General features: G+C 72.5%; 11 protein-coding genes and 1 pseudogene. 5 read left to right on the forward strand and 7 right to left on the reverse strand.

Going from position 1 to position 13,232, the window contains the following annotated elements:
- Positions 1 to 58 precede the first annotated feature (58 nt).
- The 6 genes and pseudogenes from ACIBL4_RS21715 to ACIBL4_RS21740 all read right to left on the reverse strand — a co-directional run.
- Positions 59 to 413 (reverse strand): annotated as a pseudogene (locus ACIBL4_RS21715) (sortase domain-bontaining protein); the annotation flags it as partial.
- Between the two features lie 40 nt (positions 414 to 453).
- Positions 454 to 1,749: an MFS transporter gene (locus tag ACIBL4_RS21720; protein WP_399412416.1), complete on the reverse strand. Its 1,296-nt coding sequence runs from the start codon at positions 1,747 to 1,749 to the stop codon at positions 454 to 456.
- A gap of 22 nt (positions 1,750 to 1,771) precedes the next feature.
- Positions 1,772 to 3,190 (reverse strand): CitMHS family transporter, encoded by a 1,419-nt coding sequence (locus tag ACIBL4_RS21725; protein ID WP_399412418.1) that lies wholly within the window; start codon positions 3,188 to 3,190, stop codon positions 1,772 to 1,774.
- Positions 3,191 to 3,325: 135 nt separating this feature from the next.
- Positions 3,326 to 5,605, reverse strand: a complete 2,280-nt coding sequence (locus ACIBL4_RS21730; RefSeq protein ID WP_399412420.1) for a molybdopterin oxidoreductase family protein — start codon at positions 5,603 to 5,605, stop codon at positions 3,326 to 3,328.
- Positions 5,606 to 5,698: 93 nt separating this feature from the next.
- The gene (locus tag ACIBL4_RS21735) at positions 5,699 to 6,304 is read right to left on the reverse strand and encodes a TetR family transcriptional regulator (protein ID WP_399412422.1); all 606 of its coding nucleotides are present in this window, start codon (positions 6,302 to 6,304) and stop codon (positions 5,699 to 5,701) included.
- Positions 6,305 to 6,512: 208 nt separating this feature from the next.
- Positions 6,513 to 7,043 (reverse strand): hypothetical protein, encoded by a 531-nt coding sequence (locus ACIBL4_RS21740; RefSeq protein WP_399412424.1) that lies wholly within the window; start codon positions 7,041 to 7,043, stop codon positions 6,513 to 6,515.
- 179 nt (positions 7,044 to 7,222) lie between these two features.
- Between ACIBL4_RS21740 and hmgA the strand changes: the two genes are divergently transcribed.
- From hmgA to ACIBL4_RS21755, 3 genes are read left to right on the forward strand one after another with little or no spacing between them, the layout of a single operon-like run.
- A complete protein-coding gene (gene hmgA / locus ACIBL4_RS21745; protein ID WP_399412426.1) occupies positions 7,223 to 8,575 on the forward strand; it encodes a homogentisate 1,2-dioxygenase in 1,353 nt (450 codons plus the stop codon).
- 26 nt (positions 8,576 to 8,601) lie between these two features.
- Positions 8,602 to 9,351 carry a GntR family transcriptional regulator gene (locus ACIBL4_RS21750; protein WP_399412428.1) on the forward strand — a complete coding sequence of 250 codons (750 nt, stop codon included), beginning with the start codon at positions 8,602 to 8,604 and terminating at the stop codon, positions 9,349 to 9,351.
- A gap of 26 nt (positions 9,352 to 9,377) precedes the next feature.
- Positions 9,378 to 10,550: a type ISP restriction/modification enzyme gene (locus tag ACIBL4_RS21755; protein ID WP_399412430.1), complete on the forward strand. Its 1,173-nt coding sequence runs from the start codon at positions 9,378 to 9,380 to the stop codon at positions 10,548 to 10,550.
- A gap of 4 nt (positions 10,551 to 10,554) precedes the next feature.
- Here ACIBL4_RS21755 and ACIBL4_RS21760 read toward each other — a convergent pair whose 3' ends face one another.
- Positions 10,555 to 11,271 carry a TetR/AcrR family transcriptional regulator gene (locus ACIBL4_RS21760; RefSeq protein WP_399412432.1) on the reverse strand — a complete coding sequence of 239 codons (717 nt, stop codon included), beginning with the start codon at positions 11,269 to 11,271 and terminating at the stop codon, positions 10,555 to 10,557.
- A gap of 63 nt (positions 11,272 to 11,334) precedes the next feature.
- Between ACIBL4_RS21760 and ACIBL4_RS21765 the strand changes: the two genes are divergently transcribed.
- Both ACIBL4_RS21765 and ACIBL4_RS21770 read left to right on the forward strand, forming a co-directional pair.
- Positions 11,335 to 12,321 carry an ATP-binding cassette domain-containing protein gene (locus ACIBL4_RS21765; RefSeq protein ID WP_399412434.1) on the forward strand — a complete coding sequence of 329 codons (987 nt, stop codon included), beginning with the start codon at positions 11,335 to 11,337 and terminating at the stop codon, positions 12,319 to 12,321.
- Positions 12,318 to 13,100 (forward strand): ABC transporter permease, encoded by a 783-nt coding sequence (locus ACIBL4_RS21770; protein ID WP_399412436.1) that lies wholly within the window; start codon positions 12,318 to 12,320, stop codon positions 13,098 to 13,100. Before ACIBL4_RS21765 ends, ACIBL4_RS21770 begins: the two co-directional genes overlap by 4 nt.
- Positions 13,101 to 13,232: the final 132 nt, after the last annotated feature.

The raw sequence follows: 13,232 nt of genomic DNA on the forward strand, positions 1-13,232 counted from the left end.
GGGAAGACACCTGTCGGAATCCGGGCGTTCGGTCCAGCTGGTGAGAAGGCGGACGGGGTCAGTGGACGCCGGTGAGGTGGGCGAAGACCACGACGTTCCCGGAGTGGCCCTTCCTGCGGTCGTAGCTGCCGCCGCAGGTGATCAGGCGCAGCTCGGGGCGGCCCCGGGCGCCGTACACCTCCTGGCTCGGGAAGTGCGCGCTCGTACGACTTGACCTTGTCCACGGTGTAGACGGCGATCCGCCCGTCGGCGCGGCGGGCCTTGACGATGCGGCCTCGGGTGAGCTCGGGCAGTCCCGCGAAGACGGCGAGGCCGCTGTCCGTGTCGAGATGCCCGACGGCCACGGCGGTGCCCCGCTCGCCCGGCGAGGCGCCGTCCTCGTACCAGCCGACCAGCTTGGGCTCGTCCTCCGGGGCGCGGTACCGAAACCACGCCACCGCGCCCTACGACGCGTCAGATATCGCTCTTCCGGCGGAGCCGCACCCTCGACCGGCGGCCCTCACCCGAAACTCCTCCCGCCTTCCCCGGATCCCCCGACTCCCCCGGTTCTTCCGGCTCCCCCGGCTCTTCCGACTCCCGCGACTCGCCCCGCGACCGCACCGCGACCCCCGAGGACAGCAGCAACAACACCCCGAGCATCACGAACGGCGCCGCCACGCCCGCGACCCCGGCGATCAGCCCGGCCGCGGCGGGCGCGGCGACCTGGCCGAGCCGGTTGCCGGTCAGGCGCAGCGCCAGGGCCGTGGAACGGGCCTCGTCGGGGGCTGCCTGGACCACCGTCGTCATGGACAGCGGCTGCCCCACCCCGAGGCAGAAGCCGAGCAGCACCAGCAGCAGCCCGAGCGCCCACACCGGCACCGGCAGGGCGATGCCCGCGCACAGCAGGGCCGCCAGCAGACAGGTCACCGTGAGCAGCAGGGTGCGGCCGAGCAGCCGCAGCAAGGGCGTCAGCACCAGGCGGCAGGCGATGGTGGCCGCCGCGCGCAGGCTGAGCAGGACGCCGATCACGGACGGCGCGATGCCCCGGTGCTCGCCGACCACCGGAAGGTAGGCGGTGAGGATGTCGGTCGCGGACAGCACGGCGAGGCTGATGAGGATGCCGGCCGGCACGCCCCGGGTCCGCAGGATGCGCCGGACCGGGACGCGGTCGCCCTTCTCCGCACGGGACGTGGCCGCCGTGCGGCGGTGCTCGATGCGCCACAGCGAGGTGAACGCGACCGCCCCGATCGCGCCGGCCACGATCAGGGCGAGCGCGCTGGTGCCCGTCATGTCGTCGCCGCCGATCACCGCGCCCGCGGCGATGGGCCCGACGAGCTGGCCGAGCGCGGCGCCGATGGTGAAGTGGCCGAAGTTGCGGTCCTGTTCGTGCGGCGCGGACTGGCGGGCGACGAGGGACTGGGAGCCGATGACGAAGCAGAGGTGGCCGAGGCCCATCACCCCGCTCCACAGGGCCATCGTCCACAGGGAGTTCGCGATGCCGCTGAGCGCGCAGCCGCCGGATATCAGGACCACGCCGACGGGCAGCAGGGGCGCGCAGCGGCCGTGGTCGGTGCGGCGGCCCAGGGGCACGGCGGCGAACAGCGGCAGCAGCGCGTACACACCCGCGATCACACCGACCGCACGCTCGTCCGCGCCCAGCGCGAGGGCCCGGTAGGACACGGCGGGCCGGGCCATCGACACCGCCCCCTGCGCGAAGCCGAAGGCGATGACGAGGCGGAGCAGCCAGCCGCGGTTCCCACCGGGCCTCACGATGACGTCCTCCATGCGGTGGTCAGATGATCCCGAAGAGCATGCCCGCCCCGAGGATGACCAGGCAGGTGAGGGCGGCCCACTTCACGACGAACTTCGTGTGGTCGCCGAACTCCACCTTGGCCATGCCGACCAGGACGTACACGGCCGGGACGAGCGGGCTGGACATGTGCAGCGGCTGGCCGACGAGGGAGGCGCGGGCCATCTCCAGCGGGGAGACACCGTGCGCGGCACCCGCCTCGGCGAGGACGGGCAGGACGCCGAAGTAGAAGCCGTCGTTCGACATGAAGTACGTCAGCGGAAGGCTGAGGATGCCGGTGACCAGGGCCATGTGCGGGCCCATGCTGCCGGGGATGACGTCCACCATCCACTTGGCCATGTGGTCGACCATGCCGGTGCCCTGGAGGACGCCGGTGAAGACGGCGGCGGCGAAGACCATGCCGGAGACGTTCAGGACGTTCTCGGCGTGGGCGGCGATGCGGGCCTTCTGGTCCGGGATGTGCGGGAAGTTGACGGTGAGCACGAGGGCGGCGCCGAGCAGGAAGAGCACCGGGATCGGCAGCACCTCCATGATCATGGCGGTGAGCAGGCCGACCGTGAGCAGCGCGTTGAACCAGTACAGCTTGGGGCGCAGCGTGGCGCGGTGGGGGTCGAGGCCCTGGAAGTCGTCGCCCTGCTCGTCGGCGTCCGTGCCGGAGCCGGCACCGCCGGTGACGCCCTTGCGCATGGAGACCTTGCCGTCGCCGGAGCCGCCGGCGCCCACGAGGACCGTCTCGGTCTCCTTCTCCTCGACCTTCTCCTCCACCAGCACCTCGTCCAGCGTCAGCACGCCGAGCCGCCTGCGCTCACGCACACCGAGCACGTACGACAGGATGAAGACGAACAGCAGGCCCACGAGGAGCGCCGGGATCATCGGGACGAAGATGTCGCTGGCGTCGAGCTTGAGCGCGGTCGCGGCGCGGGCGGTCGGGCCGCCCCAGGGGAGGGTGTTCATCACGCCGTTGGCCATGGCGGCGACACCGGTCATCACGACCAGGCTCATCTTCAGGCGCTTGTACAGCGGGTACATCGCCGAGACGGTGATCATGAAGGTGGTGGAGCCGTCGCCGTCCAGCGACACGATCGCGGCGAGCACGGCGGTGCCGACGACGATCCGCATCGGGTCGGCTTTGCAGAACTTGAGGATGCCGCGGACGACCGGGTCGAAGAGACCGACATCGATCATCACACCGAAGTAGACGATCGCGAACATGAGCATCGCCGCAGTGGGGGCGAGGTCGGTCACGCCGTCGAGGACGTAGTCGCCGAGCTTGGCGCCCTTGCCGACGAACACGCAGAACAGCGCGGGAATCAGCACGAGCGCCGCGATCGGCGACATCTTCTTCATCATGATCAGGACCAGGAAGGTCGCGATCATGGCGAAGCCGAGGATGGTCAGCATGAGTGGATACCTAACGTTCGCCCTTGAACATCCCACCAGGGCCGGCGGTGTCCGAGACGTTAGGTGCGTTCAAGCAGCGTTAACAAGACGTTGACGTGCGAGCAATAAGCGCAAAACTGCTGGTCACAGCTTTGCTCAGGTCAGAGCGGTGAGCTTTTCGGTCACGGATGCGCAACCGGGGGCCGTCTCGGGGGCCGTCTCGGGGGTGACTTCGACGGGCACTGCGTTGAGGACCGCGTTGCCGGACAGCGGGTCGAGCAGGCGGCCGTCGAGGAGCTGGTTGACGTTGACGCCGGGGTCGGTCGCGGCGTGGCTGAGCCGGGTGCCGGGGCGGTTGTGGCCCCAGCCGTGCGGCAGGCTCACCACACCCCGGCGCACGTCGTCGGTGACCTCGGCCGGTGCGGTCACCTCTCCCCCGGCGCCCTTCACGCGCACCGGCGCCCCGTCGCGCACGCCCAGCCGTTCGGCGTCCTCGGGATGGATGTGCAGGGTGCAGCGGTTGGAGCCGCCGGTGAGGGCCGGCACGTTGTGCATCCAGCTGTTGTTCGAGCGGAGGTGACGGCGGCCGACCAGCACGAGTCCGTCGGGGCGCTCGGTCAGGGCGCGCTTGAGGCGGGGCAGGTCGTCCGCGATCGGCTGCGGCAGCAGCTCGACCTTGCCGCTCCTGGTCTTCAGCGGCTGCGGCAGGCGGGGGCGCAGCGGGCCGAGGTCGATGCCGTGCGGGTGCGCGAGCAGCTTCTCAAGGGTCAGTCCGTCGGGTCGTACGCCGAAGCCGTCGCCGTAGGGGCCGAGGCGCAGCATCATGTCCAGGCGCCGCTCGGGGCCGGTGTCACCGGTGAGCTGGGCGGCGAGTTCGCGTGAGTCGCGGCCGTGGACGGGCGAGTGCGGTTCCTTGACGGCCTTGCCGAGGGTCTGGTCGATGACCATCTGGTCGACGGCAGCGGGATCGGCCCCGTGCATGCCCGTGACGGCGAGGATCAGCCGGGCCAGGATCTCCGTCTCGGCCATGCGGCCGGGCTCCAGCGGGATCGCGGGGCGGGTGTAGCGGACCTGGTTGCGGACGGCGAGGGTGTTGAAGGCGAAGTCGTGGTGCGGGCTCTGGGAGGGCGGGGGCGGGGGCAGGACGACGTCGGCGTGGCGGGACGTCTCGTTGAGGTACGGGTCGACGCTGACCATGAAGTCGAGCGATGCGAGCGCCTTGTCGAGCCGGTCGCCGTCGGGTGCGGAGAGCACGGGGTTGGCGGCGACGGCGAGGAGCGCGCGGACCGGCTCGCCCTCCTCGGTGGCGGTGTCGATCTCCTCCGCGAGGGCGGAGAGGGGCAGTTCGCCCTTGGCCTCCGGGTGCCGGCACACGCGGGAGTGCCAGCGCCCGAGGGCGAAGCCGCGGCCGGGCCCGGCGGGGCGCGGGGTCTTGTCGGTGGCGGCCTGCGGGAAGAGCGCGCCGCCGGGCCGGTCGAGGTTGCCGGTGAGGACGTTCAGTACGTCGACGAGCCAGCTGGCCAGGGTGCCGTGCGGGACGGTGCAGCTGCCGATGCGGCCGTAGACGGCGGCGGTGGGGGCTGTGGCCAGCTCACGGGCGAGCGTGCGGATGACGCCGGGCTCGACATCGCAGGCGGCGGCGACGGCTTCGGGGGTGAACTCCCGCAGGGCATCGGCCACTTCCTCGACGCCCTGGACATGCGGGGTCGGTTCGGTGAGGCCCTCGTCGAAGAGGACCTGGGCCATCGCCGCCAGCAGCAGCGCGTCGGTGCCGGGCCGGACGGCGATGTGCCGGTCGGCGAGCTTGGCGGTGCGGGTGCGCCGCGGGTCGATCACGACGAGCGTGCCGCCCCGGGCCTTGAGCACCTTCAGCTTGCCGGGGAAGTCGGGGGCGGTGCACAGACTGCCGTTGGACTCCAGCGGGTTGGCGCCGATCAGGAGCAGATGGTCGGTGTGGTCCAGGTCGGGCACGGGGATGGCGTTCGCGTCGCCGAAGAGCAGTCCGCTGGAGACGTGCTTGGGCATCTGGTCGACCGTGGAGGCGGTGAAGACGCTGCGGGTGCCGAGCCCGGCGAGCAGCACCGCCGGGTAGAGGGCGCCGGCCATGGTGTGCACGTTGGGGTTGCCGAGGACGACGCCGACGGAGTTCGGGCCGTACCGCTCGACGACGGGCCGGATGCCGGCGGCGACCGCCTCGAAGGCCTCCTCCCAGGTGGCCTCGCACAGCTCGCCGTCCCTGCGCACGAGCGGGGTGCGCAGCCGGTCGGGGTCGGCGTCGACGGCGCCGAAGGAGGCGCCCTTGGGGCAGATGAACCCCTTGCTGAAGACGTCGTCGCGGTCACCGCGGGCGTGGGTGACGCGCGTCCCCTCGATGGTGAGGGTCAGGCCGCAGGTGGCCTCGCACAGGGGACAGATACGCAGGGCGGTGCGGGACACGGGTCCTCCAGGGGCGGCGGCTACGGTGACGCACGGACGCGCCCGAGCATACCGACCGGTATGCACGGAGGGGAGGCCCTGTTCGGTGTGAGGTCAGTCGAGCACCCGGGCCAGGTAGGCCCGCAGCATCTCCCGCATCTCCTCGATGATCTTCGGGTCCCCTTCCGGCGCGACCCGGAAGGCCAGGTGCACGAGGGTGTCGGCGGTCTCGACGGCGATGAGGAAGACCCGGCGCAGTTCCTCGTCGGGCTCGCGGCCGAGATAGCCGGAGAGGAGTTCGGTGAGGCGGTCGGCGACGCGGTGGTTGGGCTCGGTGCGGGCGCCGACCGGGATCTGGTTGCCGAAGTCGACGAGGGAGAAGCCGGGCGCGGTGCGTTTCATCTCCAGGTACTCGTCGAGCACGGCGTCCATGGCCTCGCGCCAGCCCCCGTCGCCCGCCGCGCTCAGGCGCTGGGTGACCCGCTCCGCGTAGCGTTCGAGGTTGCGCTGGGCCAGCGCGTCGACCATCTGGCGTTTGTTGCCGAAGAAGCGGTAGACCGAGCCTATGGGGACCGCGGCCCGCTGGGCGACGGCCCGGGTGCTCAGGTCGTCGTAGCCGACCTCGTCGAGGAGGTCGGCGCAGGCGTCGAGGATTCTGGCCAGGCGTTCGGCGCTGCGCCGCTGGACGGGCGCACGACGGAGCGATGTCGCGTGGGGCACGGGCTCATGATGCCTTTCCGGCGCGCTCCGGTGAACCTCGCCCCCCGATCCTGGGCCGGGCGTCCGACGCGTGCGTGCGCGCCTGCCGCCGGTCGTCCACACCCCGCGTGACACCCAGGCCGGGCTCCGACCCGTGCCCGCCCGCCTACCGCCCACCGTCCGCACCCCGCGTGACACCCAGACCCGATTCCGACCCGTGCCCGCCCGCCTACCGCCCACCGTCCGCACCCCGCGTGACGCCGGGGCCGGGCTCCGACGCGGTGATGTCGGCCGTGCTCTCCACGGGTGTGCCGTCCACCGCCCACACCGTGCCGTCGTCGGCGTGGAGACGGGCCGTGACGCGGTGCGTGCCCCGTGGCACGAGGCGCTCGGCGAGACGGTACTCGGGCGCCCGGAGCCGGGCGACCGGGCGGCCGTCCACGTAGAGCCGCGCGAGGCCGTGCCCGGCCACCGCCCGGGCCGCCGTACCGGCCGGGGAGAAACGGAAGTTCCGCACGGTCAGACGGACGTCCCAGCCGCCGGCCGCGCCGGGCTGCACCTCGATGCCGACGCCGGGGGCGTCCTGCCGCGCCACCTCGCGGTAGGCACGCCCCTCCTGCTCCCGGTCCTCCAGAAGGCTGCCCACCGGCACGTGCCGCGTCCCGTCCTCCCGCGCCTCACCGGAACCGCAGCCCGCGGATCCGGTCAGCAGGAGGACACAGACCGCGAGCACGGCGCGAGATCCCCGTGTCCACGACATGCCGGGGAGCGTAGAACAGGCGTCCGGTCCGGCGGATCGTCCTGGAGTCGGGTTCCCCTCCTCCGCAATGAGGAGACCCGCAGGCCCGCGCGTCCCTCTTGCGTCGGGGAAATCGCAATCCTACGGTGTTGCATAGGAATCGGCCGGCGCAGGAATCGGACCACAAGGGAGCAGTGATCATGGGCGATGGGGGTACCTCCCGCGCGAGCGGGTTCGAGCGTGAGGGAGCGCGGAAGACCGCCGAAGGGCTGACCTATCTCTCCGGCTTGGGCAACGAGCACAGCTCCGAGGCCGTACCGGGCGCACTGCCTCAGGGCCGCAACTCCCCCCAGCGGGCCCCGCTCGGGCTGTACGCGGAACAGCTGAGCGGTACGGCCTTCACCGAGCCCCGGGCGCACAACCGCCGCTCGTGGCTCTACCGGATCCGCCCGTCGGCCGCGCACCCGGCGTTCACGCGCACGCACAACGGCTCGGTCCGCACCGCCCCCTTCACCCAGACCGTGCCCGACCCCAACCGACTGCGCTGGAACCCCCTGCCCGACCCGGCGCCGGAAACCGACTTCCTGGCCGGGCTGTGGACCCTGGGCGGCAACGGCGACGCCACCCAGCGCACCGGCATCGCCGTCCACCTCTACACCGCCAACGCCTCGATGGACCGGGTGTTCAGCGACGCCGACGGCGAGCTGCTGATCGTCCCGGAGCGCGGCGGGCTGCTGCTGCGCACGGAGTTCGGTCTGCTCCATGTGGAACCGGGACATGTGGCGCTCATCCCGCGTGGGGTCCGCTTCCGTGTGGAGCTGCTCGACGAGTCCGCCCGCGGCTATGTGTGCGAGAACTACGGGGCGCCCTTCCGCCTCCCGGACCTCGGCCCGATCGGCGCGAACGGCCTCGCCAACCCCCGGGACTTCCGCGCCCCGGTCGCCGCGTACGAGGACGTCGAGGGCCCGGTGGAGGTGGTGAACAAGTTCTGCGGCAACCTCTGGACGGCCACGTACGACCACTCCCCGCTCGATGTCGTCGCCTGGCACGGCAACCATGTGCCGTACATCTACGACCTGCGCCGTTTCAATGTGCTCGGCACCATCACGTACGACCACCCCGACCCGTCGATCTTCACGGTGCTGACGTCCCCGTCGGACACCCCGGGCCTGGCCGGGGTCGACTTCGTGGTGTTCGCCCCGCGCTGGCTGGTGGGCGAGGACACGTTCCGGCCGCCGTACTTCCACCGGAACGTGATGACCGAGTACATGGGCCTGATCGAGGGCGCGTACGACGCGAAAGCGGAGGGCTTCGTGCCAGGCGGCGGCTCGCTGCACAACATGATGTCGGCGCACGGCCCGGACCGTGAGACCTTCGACCGGGCGAGCGCCGCCGAGCTGAGGCCGCAGAAGATCGACGACGGCCTGGCGTTCATGTTCGAAACCCGCTGGCCGATCACCCTCACCCCGCAGGCGGCCCGCGCCGAACACCTCCAGCAGCGCTACGACGACGTCTGGCAGGGCCTGGAGCGGCACTACCGTCCCTTGCACTGAACATCCCCGACCGGTACGGATGGCCCGTGACCTCCTTCGCTCCGGACTCGATCGTCCTGAACCGCAAGCTGCCGCTCTGGTACCAGGTGTCGCAGTCGCTGCGCGCCTCGATCCTCGGCCGCTCGCCCCAGGACCCGCTGCGCCTGCCCACCGAGGAGCAGTTGGCCGGGCACTACGGCGTGAGCGTGCTGACCATGCGGCAGGCGCTGAAGGAGCTGGAGGACGAGGGGCTCATCACGCGCCACCGCCGGCGCGGCACGTTCATCGAGCCGGACGCGCGCCGGGGCTCCCCGGTCCGGCTGCTGGGCTCGGTGGACGCGATCGTGGCCCAGCAGTCCGGCATGACGACCGAGCTGCTGGACCACGGCACCGCCCTGGTGCCCGCCGAACTCACCGAGTTCTTCCTGGATCTGGCCGAGGTGGCGACGTACCACCGGCTGCGCAGCGACGAGAAGACCGGCGAGCCGACCAACCACGCCCGCAACTACGTGCGCCCCGAACTGGCCGCGCGCATCGACCTGGACGACCTGGTCCGGTGGCCCATGACCAAGGTGCTGCGGGACGTCGTCGGGGCGGACATCAGCCGCATCACGGACACGGTGGAGGCCCGGCTGGCCGACCCGGAGACGGCGAAACTGCTCCAAGTCCCGCTGCTCAGCCCGATCCTGCACTACACCGGCATCACGTACGACGCCGATGGGCGGCCTCTGGACGTGGCCGTCATCCAGTACCGGGGGGACCGCTTCTCCTTCACGGTGACCCTGGAGGCGACCTGACCCGGGTGTCGGAGCCACGCCGTACCATGCCCTGCGTGACGCACGACGACGCTCCGCTGCTGGCGGACCTCATGCCGTGGTCCGTCGCACCGCCGCGGCTCGGCCGGGGGTGGCCGGCAGGACCCGACCCGGCGTCCCTGAAGGCCCGCTGGGACGCCCTGCTGAAGGCCGAGGGACCCGACCGCGAAACCCTGTTCGAGCCGACCCGTTCGCGCACGCCGCACACGGCGGTCGGCCAGTTGCCCGGCCAGGCCGGCAGCGGGACTCAGAAGTTGGCCCGCGCCTCGGGGCCGTGCCCGGAGCCGGTGCGCGTGCTGTGCGCCCCCTTCGACGAGCAGTGGCTGATCCCCGACCAGCGGCTGATCGACGCGGCCCGCCCGGAGCTGTGGCGGGTGGCGGACGAACGGCAGGTCTTCGTACTGGAGGCGCCCGAGGCCCCGGGGAGCGCCCGGGAAGTCCCCCGCCTGCTCGTCACCTCACTGCTGCCGCTGCTGCGGCCCGGCCGGATCCGCCCGCTGTTCCGGCGGCCGGGCGGGCAGGAGCCCAACCTGGCGCCAGGCCTGTTGGAGCACCTGGGCACCCGTCTGGGCAGCGCCCCCACGCCGCTTGACGTACTGGCGTGGATCACGGCGACAGCACGCCCCGACCTCTCCGTCCCGCTCACCGGGGACGCCGACGCCTGGGCGCGGGGCCTGGAGCTGGGCCACCGGCTGCTGTGGCTGATGCGCCGCGACGGCGAACGCCCCAAGCTGCCCGGCGGCCGCCGCCCCTACGTCCGCGCCCCGCTGCCCTCCCGCCCCCTGGACCTGCGCTACGACCGGGACGAGGAGGCTCTGCTGCTGGACGAGGGCCGCGTCTCCCCGGTGCCGCCGGAGGCCTGGGACTTCGAGGTGGGCGGGGTGCGCGTCCTGGAGCAGTGGTTCGCGGCGCGCGTCGCCGAGGCCGAGCCGGGCACACTCGCCGCGATCCGCCCCGCGACCTGGCCGCAGGCCTGGACGTCGGAGCTGCTGGAACTGATCACGGTCCTGGCCCTGCTGGCCGAACTGCGCCCCCTGGAGGAGCCGGAGGTCCCCGACCCGGTCACGGCGACCGAGCTGCGCGAGGCCGGCGTCCTCCCGGTACCGGCCTCGGCCCGCCGCCCGGCCTCGGTACTGGACGGCCCCGAGGAGGGCCCGGAAGGCCAGCTCGCGCTGCTGTAGCGCGTCAGCGCAGGTCGGGGTCGTAGGCGTCCAGGACACGTTCGAGGGCCCGCCGGAACACCGCCTCCAGATCGACCGGCCCGCTCTGCTCCATGAAGGCCGCGGCCAGTCGCGGATACGCGCCGGTGGCCACCTGGCTGCCCAGATAGGCCATCCGCACCGCGTTCTCCTCCTCCACGGACCACGGCATGGAGCGCGTGCGCTCGACAGTCGCGATGTCGTTCGCGGCGTACGTCGTCACGACGCCGTTGAGCAGGGCGATCAGCTCCGTCTTCGTGCCGGCCGGGACGTCGAGCGGTTCGAGGCAGGCCAGGCAGTGCTCCAGGTAGCGCAGGGAGTTGGGGCTGAAGGCGAACACCCCGGGCATCAGGCGCGGCACCCAGGTGTGACGGCGCATGATGGCGCGCGTCTCCTCGGCGTTGCGGAGCATGTCGGCGCGCCAGTCGCCCGTCGGCTCGAACAGCTCGTGCTCGGCACCGATGGCGTCGATCATCAGCTCGTACAGGTCCTCCTTGCGGGGGACGTAGTTGTACAGCGACATCGTGCCGCAGCCCAGCTCCGCGGCGACGTGCCGCATGGACACCGCGTCCAGCCCCTCCGCGTCGGCGATCCGCACCGCCGCGGCCGCGATATCGGCGCGGGTGAACGCGGGTTTCGGCCCGCGGCCGGTGCGCTCGGGGCGCGCCCAGATCACTTCGGGTACGGCAGCTCTGCCCGCCATCGATCATCACCTCGGCCACCATCCTAGTTACGTACGCCGTACGTAGTGCGCTATGGTCGGGCCATGACTTCTACGTACGCTGTACTTAGTGAGGGTCTGGAGAAGCGTTTCGGGGAGGTTCACGCCCTGCGCGGGCTGGATCTCGCGGTGGCCGAGGGGACGGTGTGCGGGGTCCTCGGGCCGAACGGGGCGGGCAAGACGACGGCCTTACGGGTGCTGACCACGCTGGTGCGGCCGGACGCGGGCTCCGCCCGGGTCGCCGGGCACGACCTCGCGCGGGAGGCCGCCGCCGTCCGCAGCCGGATCGGTGTCACCGGTCAGGACACGTCGATCGACGGGGACCTCACCGGACGTCAGAACCTGCTGTTGTTCGGCCGGCTGCACCGGGTGCGCGGCCCCGCCGGCCGGACCACGCAGCTCCTCGACCGCTTCGGGCTGGCCGAGGCCGCCGACCGGCTCGCCTCCACCTACTCCGGCGGCATGCGGCGCCGGCTGGACCTGGCGGCGAGCCTGATCCGCCGCCCCGAGGTGCTGTTCCTGGACGAACCGACGACCGGCCTCGACCCGGCCGGCCGCAGCCTCATCCGGGACGTGGTGCGCGAGCTGACCGCCGAGGGCACGACCGTGCTCCTCACCACCCAGTACCTGGAGGAGGCCGACCAGCTCGCCGACGACGTCGCCCTGGTGGACCGCGGCCGGGTGGCGCACACCGGGTCGCCGGCCCAGCTCAAGGCGCTCGTCGGGGCGCACGCCGAGGTCGTCGTGACGGACCCGGACGCGCTGACGAAGGCGGCGGCCGTCCTCGACCGGCTCACGGGCGCGCAGCCGTCGTTCGACCGCGAGCGCGGCGCCGTCGGAGCGGTCAGCAAGGACCCGACGCTCACCCTCCCGCTGCTCGTGCGCACGCTGGACGCGGCGGGCGTGCCGCTGCTCGACGTGAGCCTGCGGCCCCCGACCCTAGACGACGTCTTCCTGCGCCTGACGGACACCACGGCCACGGCCACCACCACGACCAGGGCCGCCACCGACGAGAGGGCGCGTGCCGCATGAGCATGCTGGCGTACGACGGGACCGCGATGCTGGGCCGCCAGCTGCTGCGGATGCGGAACAACCCGGGGCTGCTGATCCTCACCCAGACGATGCCGGTCAGCATGCTGCTGTTCTTCGGCTACGTCTTCGGCAGCGCGCTGGCGATGCCGGGCGAGGCCTACCGGTCGTTCCTGGTGCCGGGCCTGCTGGTGGCGACCGCCTCGGGCGGGATCATGACCGGCATGTTCCAGGCGGCCCAGGACACCCACCGGGGCGTGACGGACCGCTTCCGTACGCTGCCGATGAGCCGGGCGGCCGTACCGCTGGGGCAGGCCGCCGCGGACCTGGTGGCCACGGCCGTCGGGACGGTGCCGTTCCTGCTGGTGGGGCTCGCGGTGGGCTGGCGGATCGAGGGCGGCCTGCTCGCCGCGCTCGGGGCCGTCGGGCTGTTGATGCTGTTCCGCTTCGCCTGCGTGTGGGCCGGGATCTTCCTCGGCCTGCTCACCCGGAACGAGGAGGCGGCCGGTCAGCTGGGCGGGGCGACGTTCCTGCTGCCGCTGCTGTCCAGCGCGTACATCCCGACGAGCGGGCTGCCGGGGTGGCTGCGGACGGTCGCCGAGTGGAATCCGATCAGCGCGGTGGCGACGGCGCTGCGGGACCTGTTCGGCAACGCCCCGGTGCCCGACGGGGCGGCCTGGCCGGTGGCCCACCCCGTCGCGGGGTCGCTGCTGTGGTGCGCCGTGCTGCTCGGGGTGTTCGTGCCGCTGGCCGTGCGTCGGCACGCGCACGGGGAGCGGTGACGGGGCGGCCGGAACACCGGAGCCGGACGACGCCCCCGGTCACTGCCGGGCGGGGATGGGGCACGACTGGGGACGGGCCGCGCTCGGGTACACACCTGGCGCCGCTGCGTGCCGTGGGGATGACGGACGACG

The organism is Streptomyces sp. NPDC050416 (assembly GCF_044458845.1).
Classification (GTDB): Bacteria; Actinomycetota; Actinomycetes; order Streptomycetales; family Streptomycetaceae; genus Streptomyces.

What these genes read in the sequence shown, in the direction of transcription:
- ACIBL4_RS21725 (WP_399412418.1), bottom strand. Translation starts at nt 3,190, where the DNA reads ATGCTGACCATCCTCGGCTTCGCCATGATCGCGACCTTCCTGGTCCTG.
- ACIBL4_RS21740 (WP_399412424.1), bottom strand. Translation starts at nt 7,043, where the DNA reads ATGTCGTGGACACGGGGATCTCGCGCCGTGCTCGCGGTCTGTGTCCTC.
- hmgA (WP_399412426.1), top strand. Translation starts at nt 7,223, where the DNA reads ATGGGCGATGGGGGTACCTCCCGCGCGAGCGGGTTCGAGCGTGAGGGA.
- ACIBL4_RS21755 (WP_399412430.1), top strand. Translation starts at nt 9,378, where the DNA reads ATGCCCTGCGTGACGCACGACGACGCTCCGCTGCTGGCGGACCTCATG.
- ACIBL4_RS21760 (WP_399412432.1), bottom strand. Translation starts at nt 11,271, where the DNA reads ATGGCGGGCAGAGCTGCCGTACCCGAAGTGATCTGGGCGCGCCCCGAG.
- ACIBL4_RS21765 (WP_399412434.1), top strand. Translation starts at nt 11,335, where the DNA reads ATGACTTCTACGTACGCTGTACTTAGTGAGGGTCTGGAGAAGCGTTTC.
- ACIBL4_RS21770 (WP_399412436.1), top strand. Translation starts at nt 12,318, where the DNA reads ATGAGCATGCTGGCGTACGACGGGACCGCGATGCTGGGCCGCCAGCTG.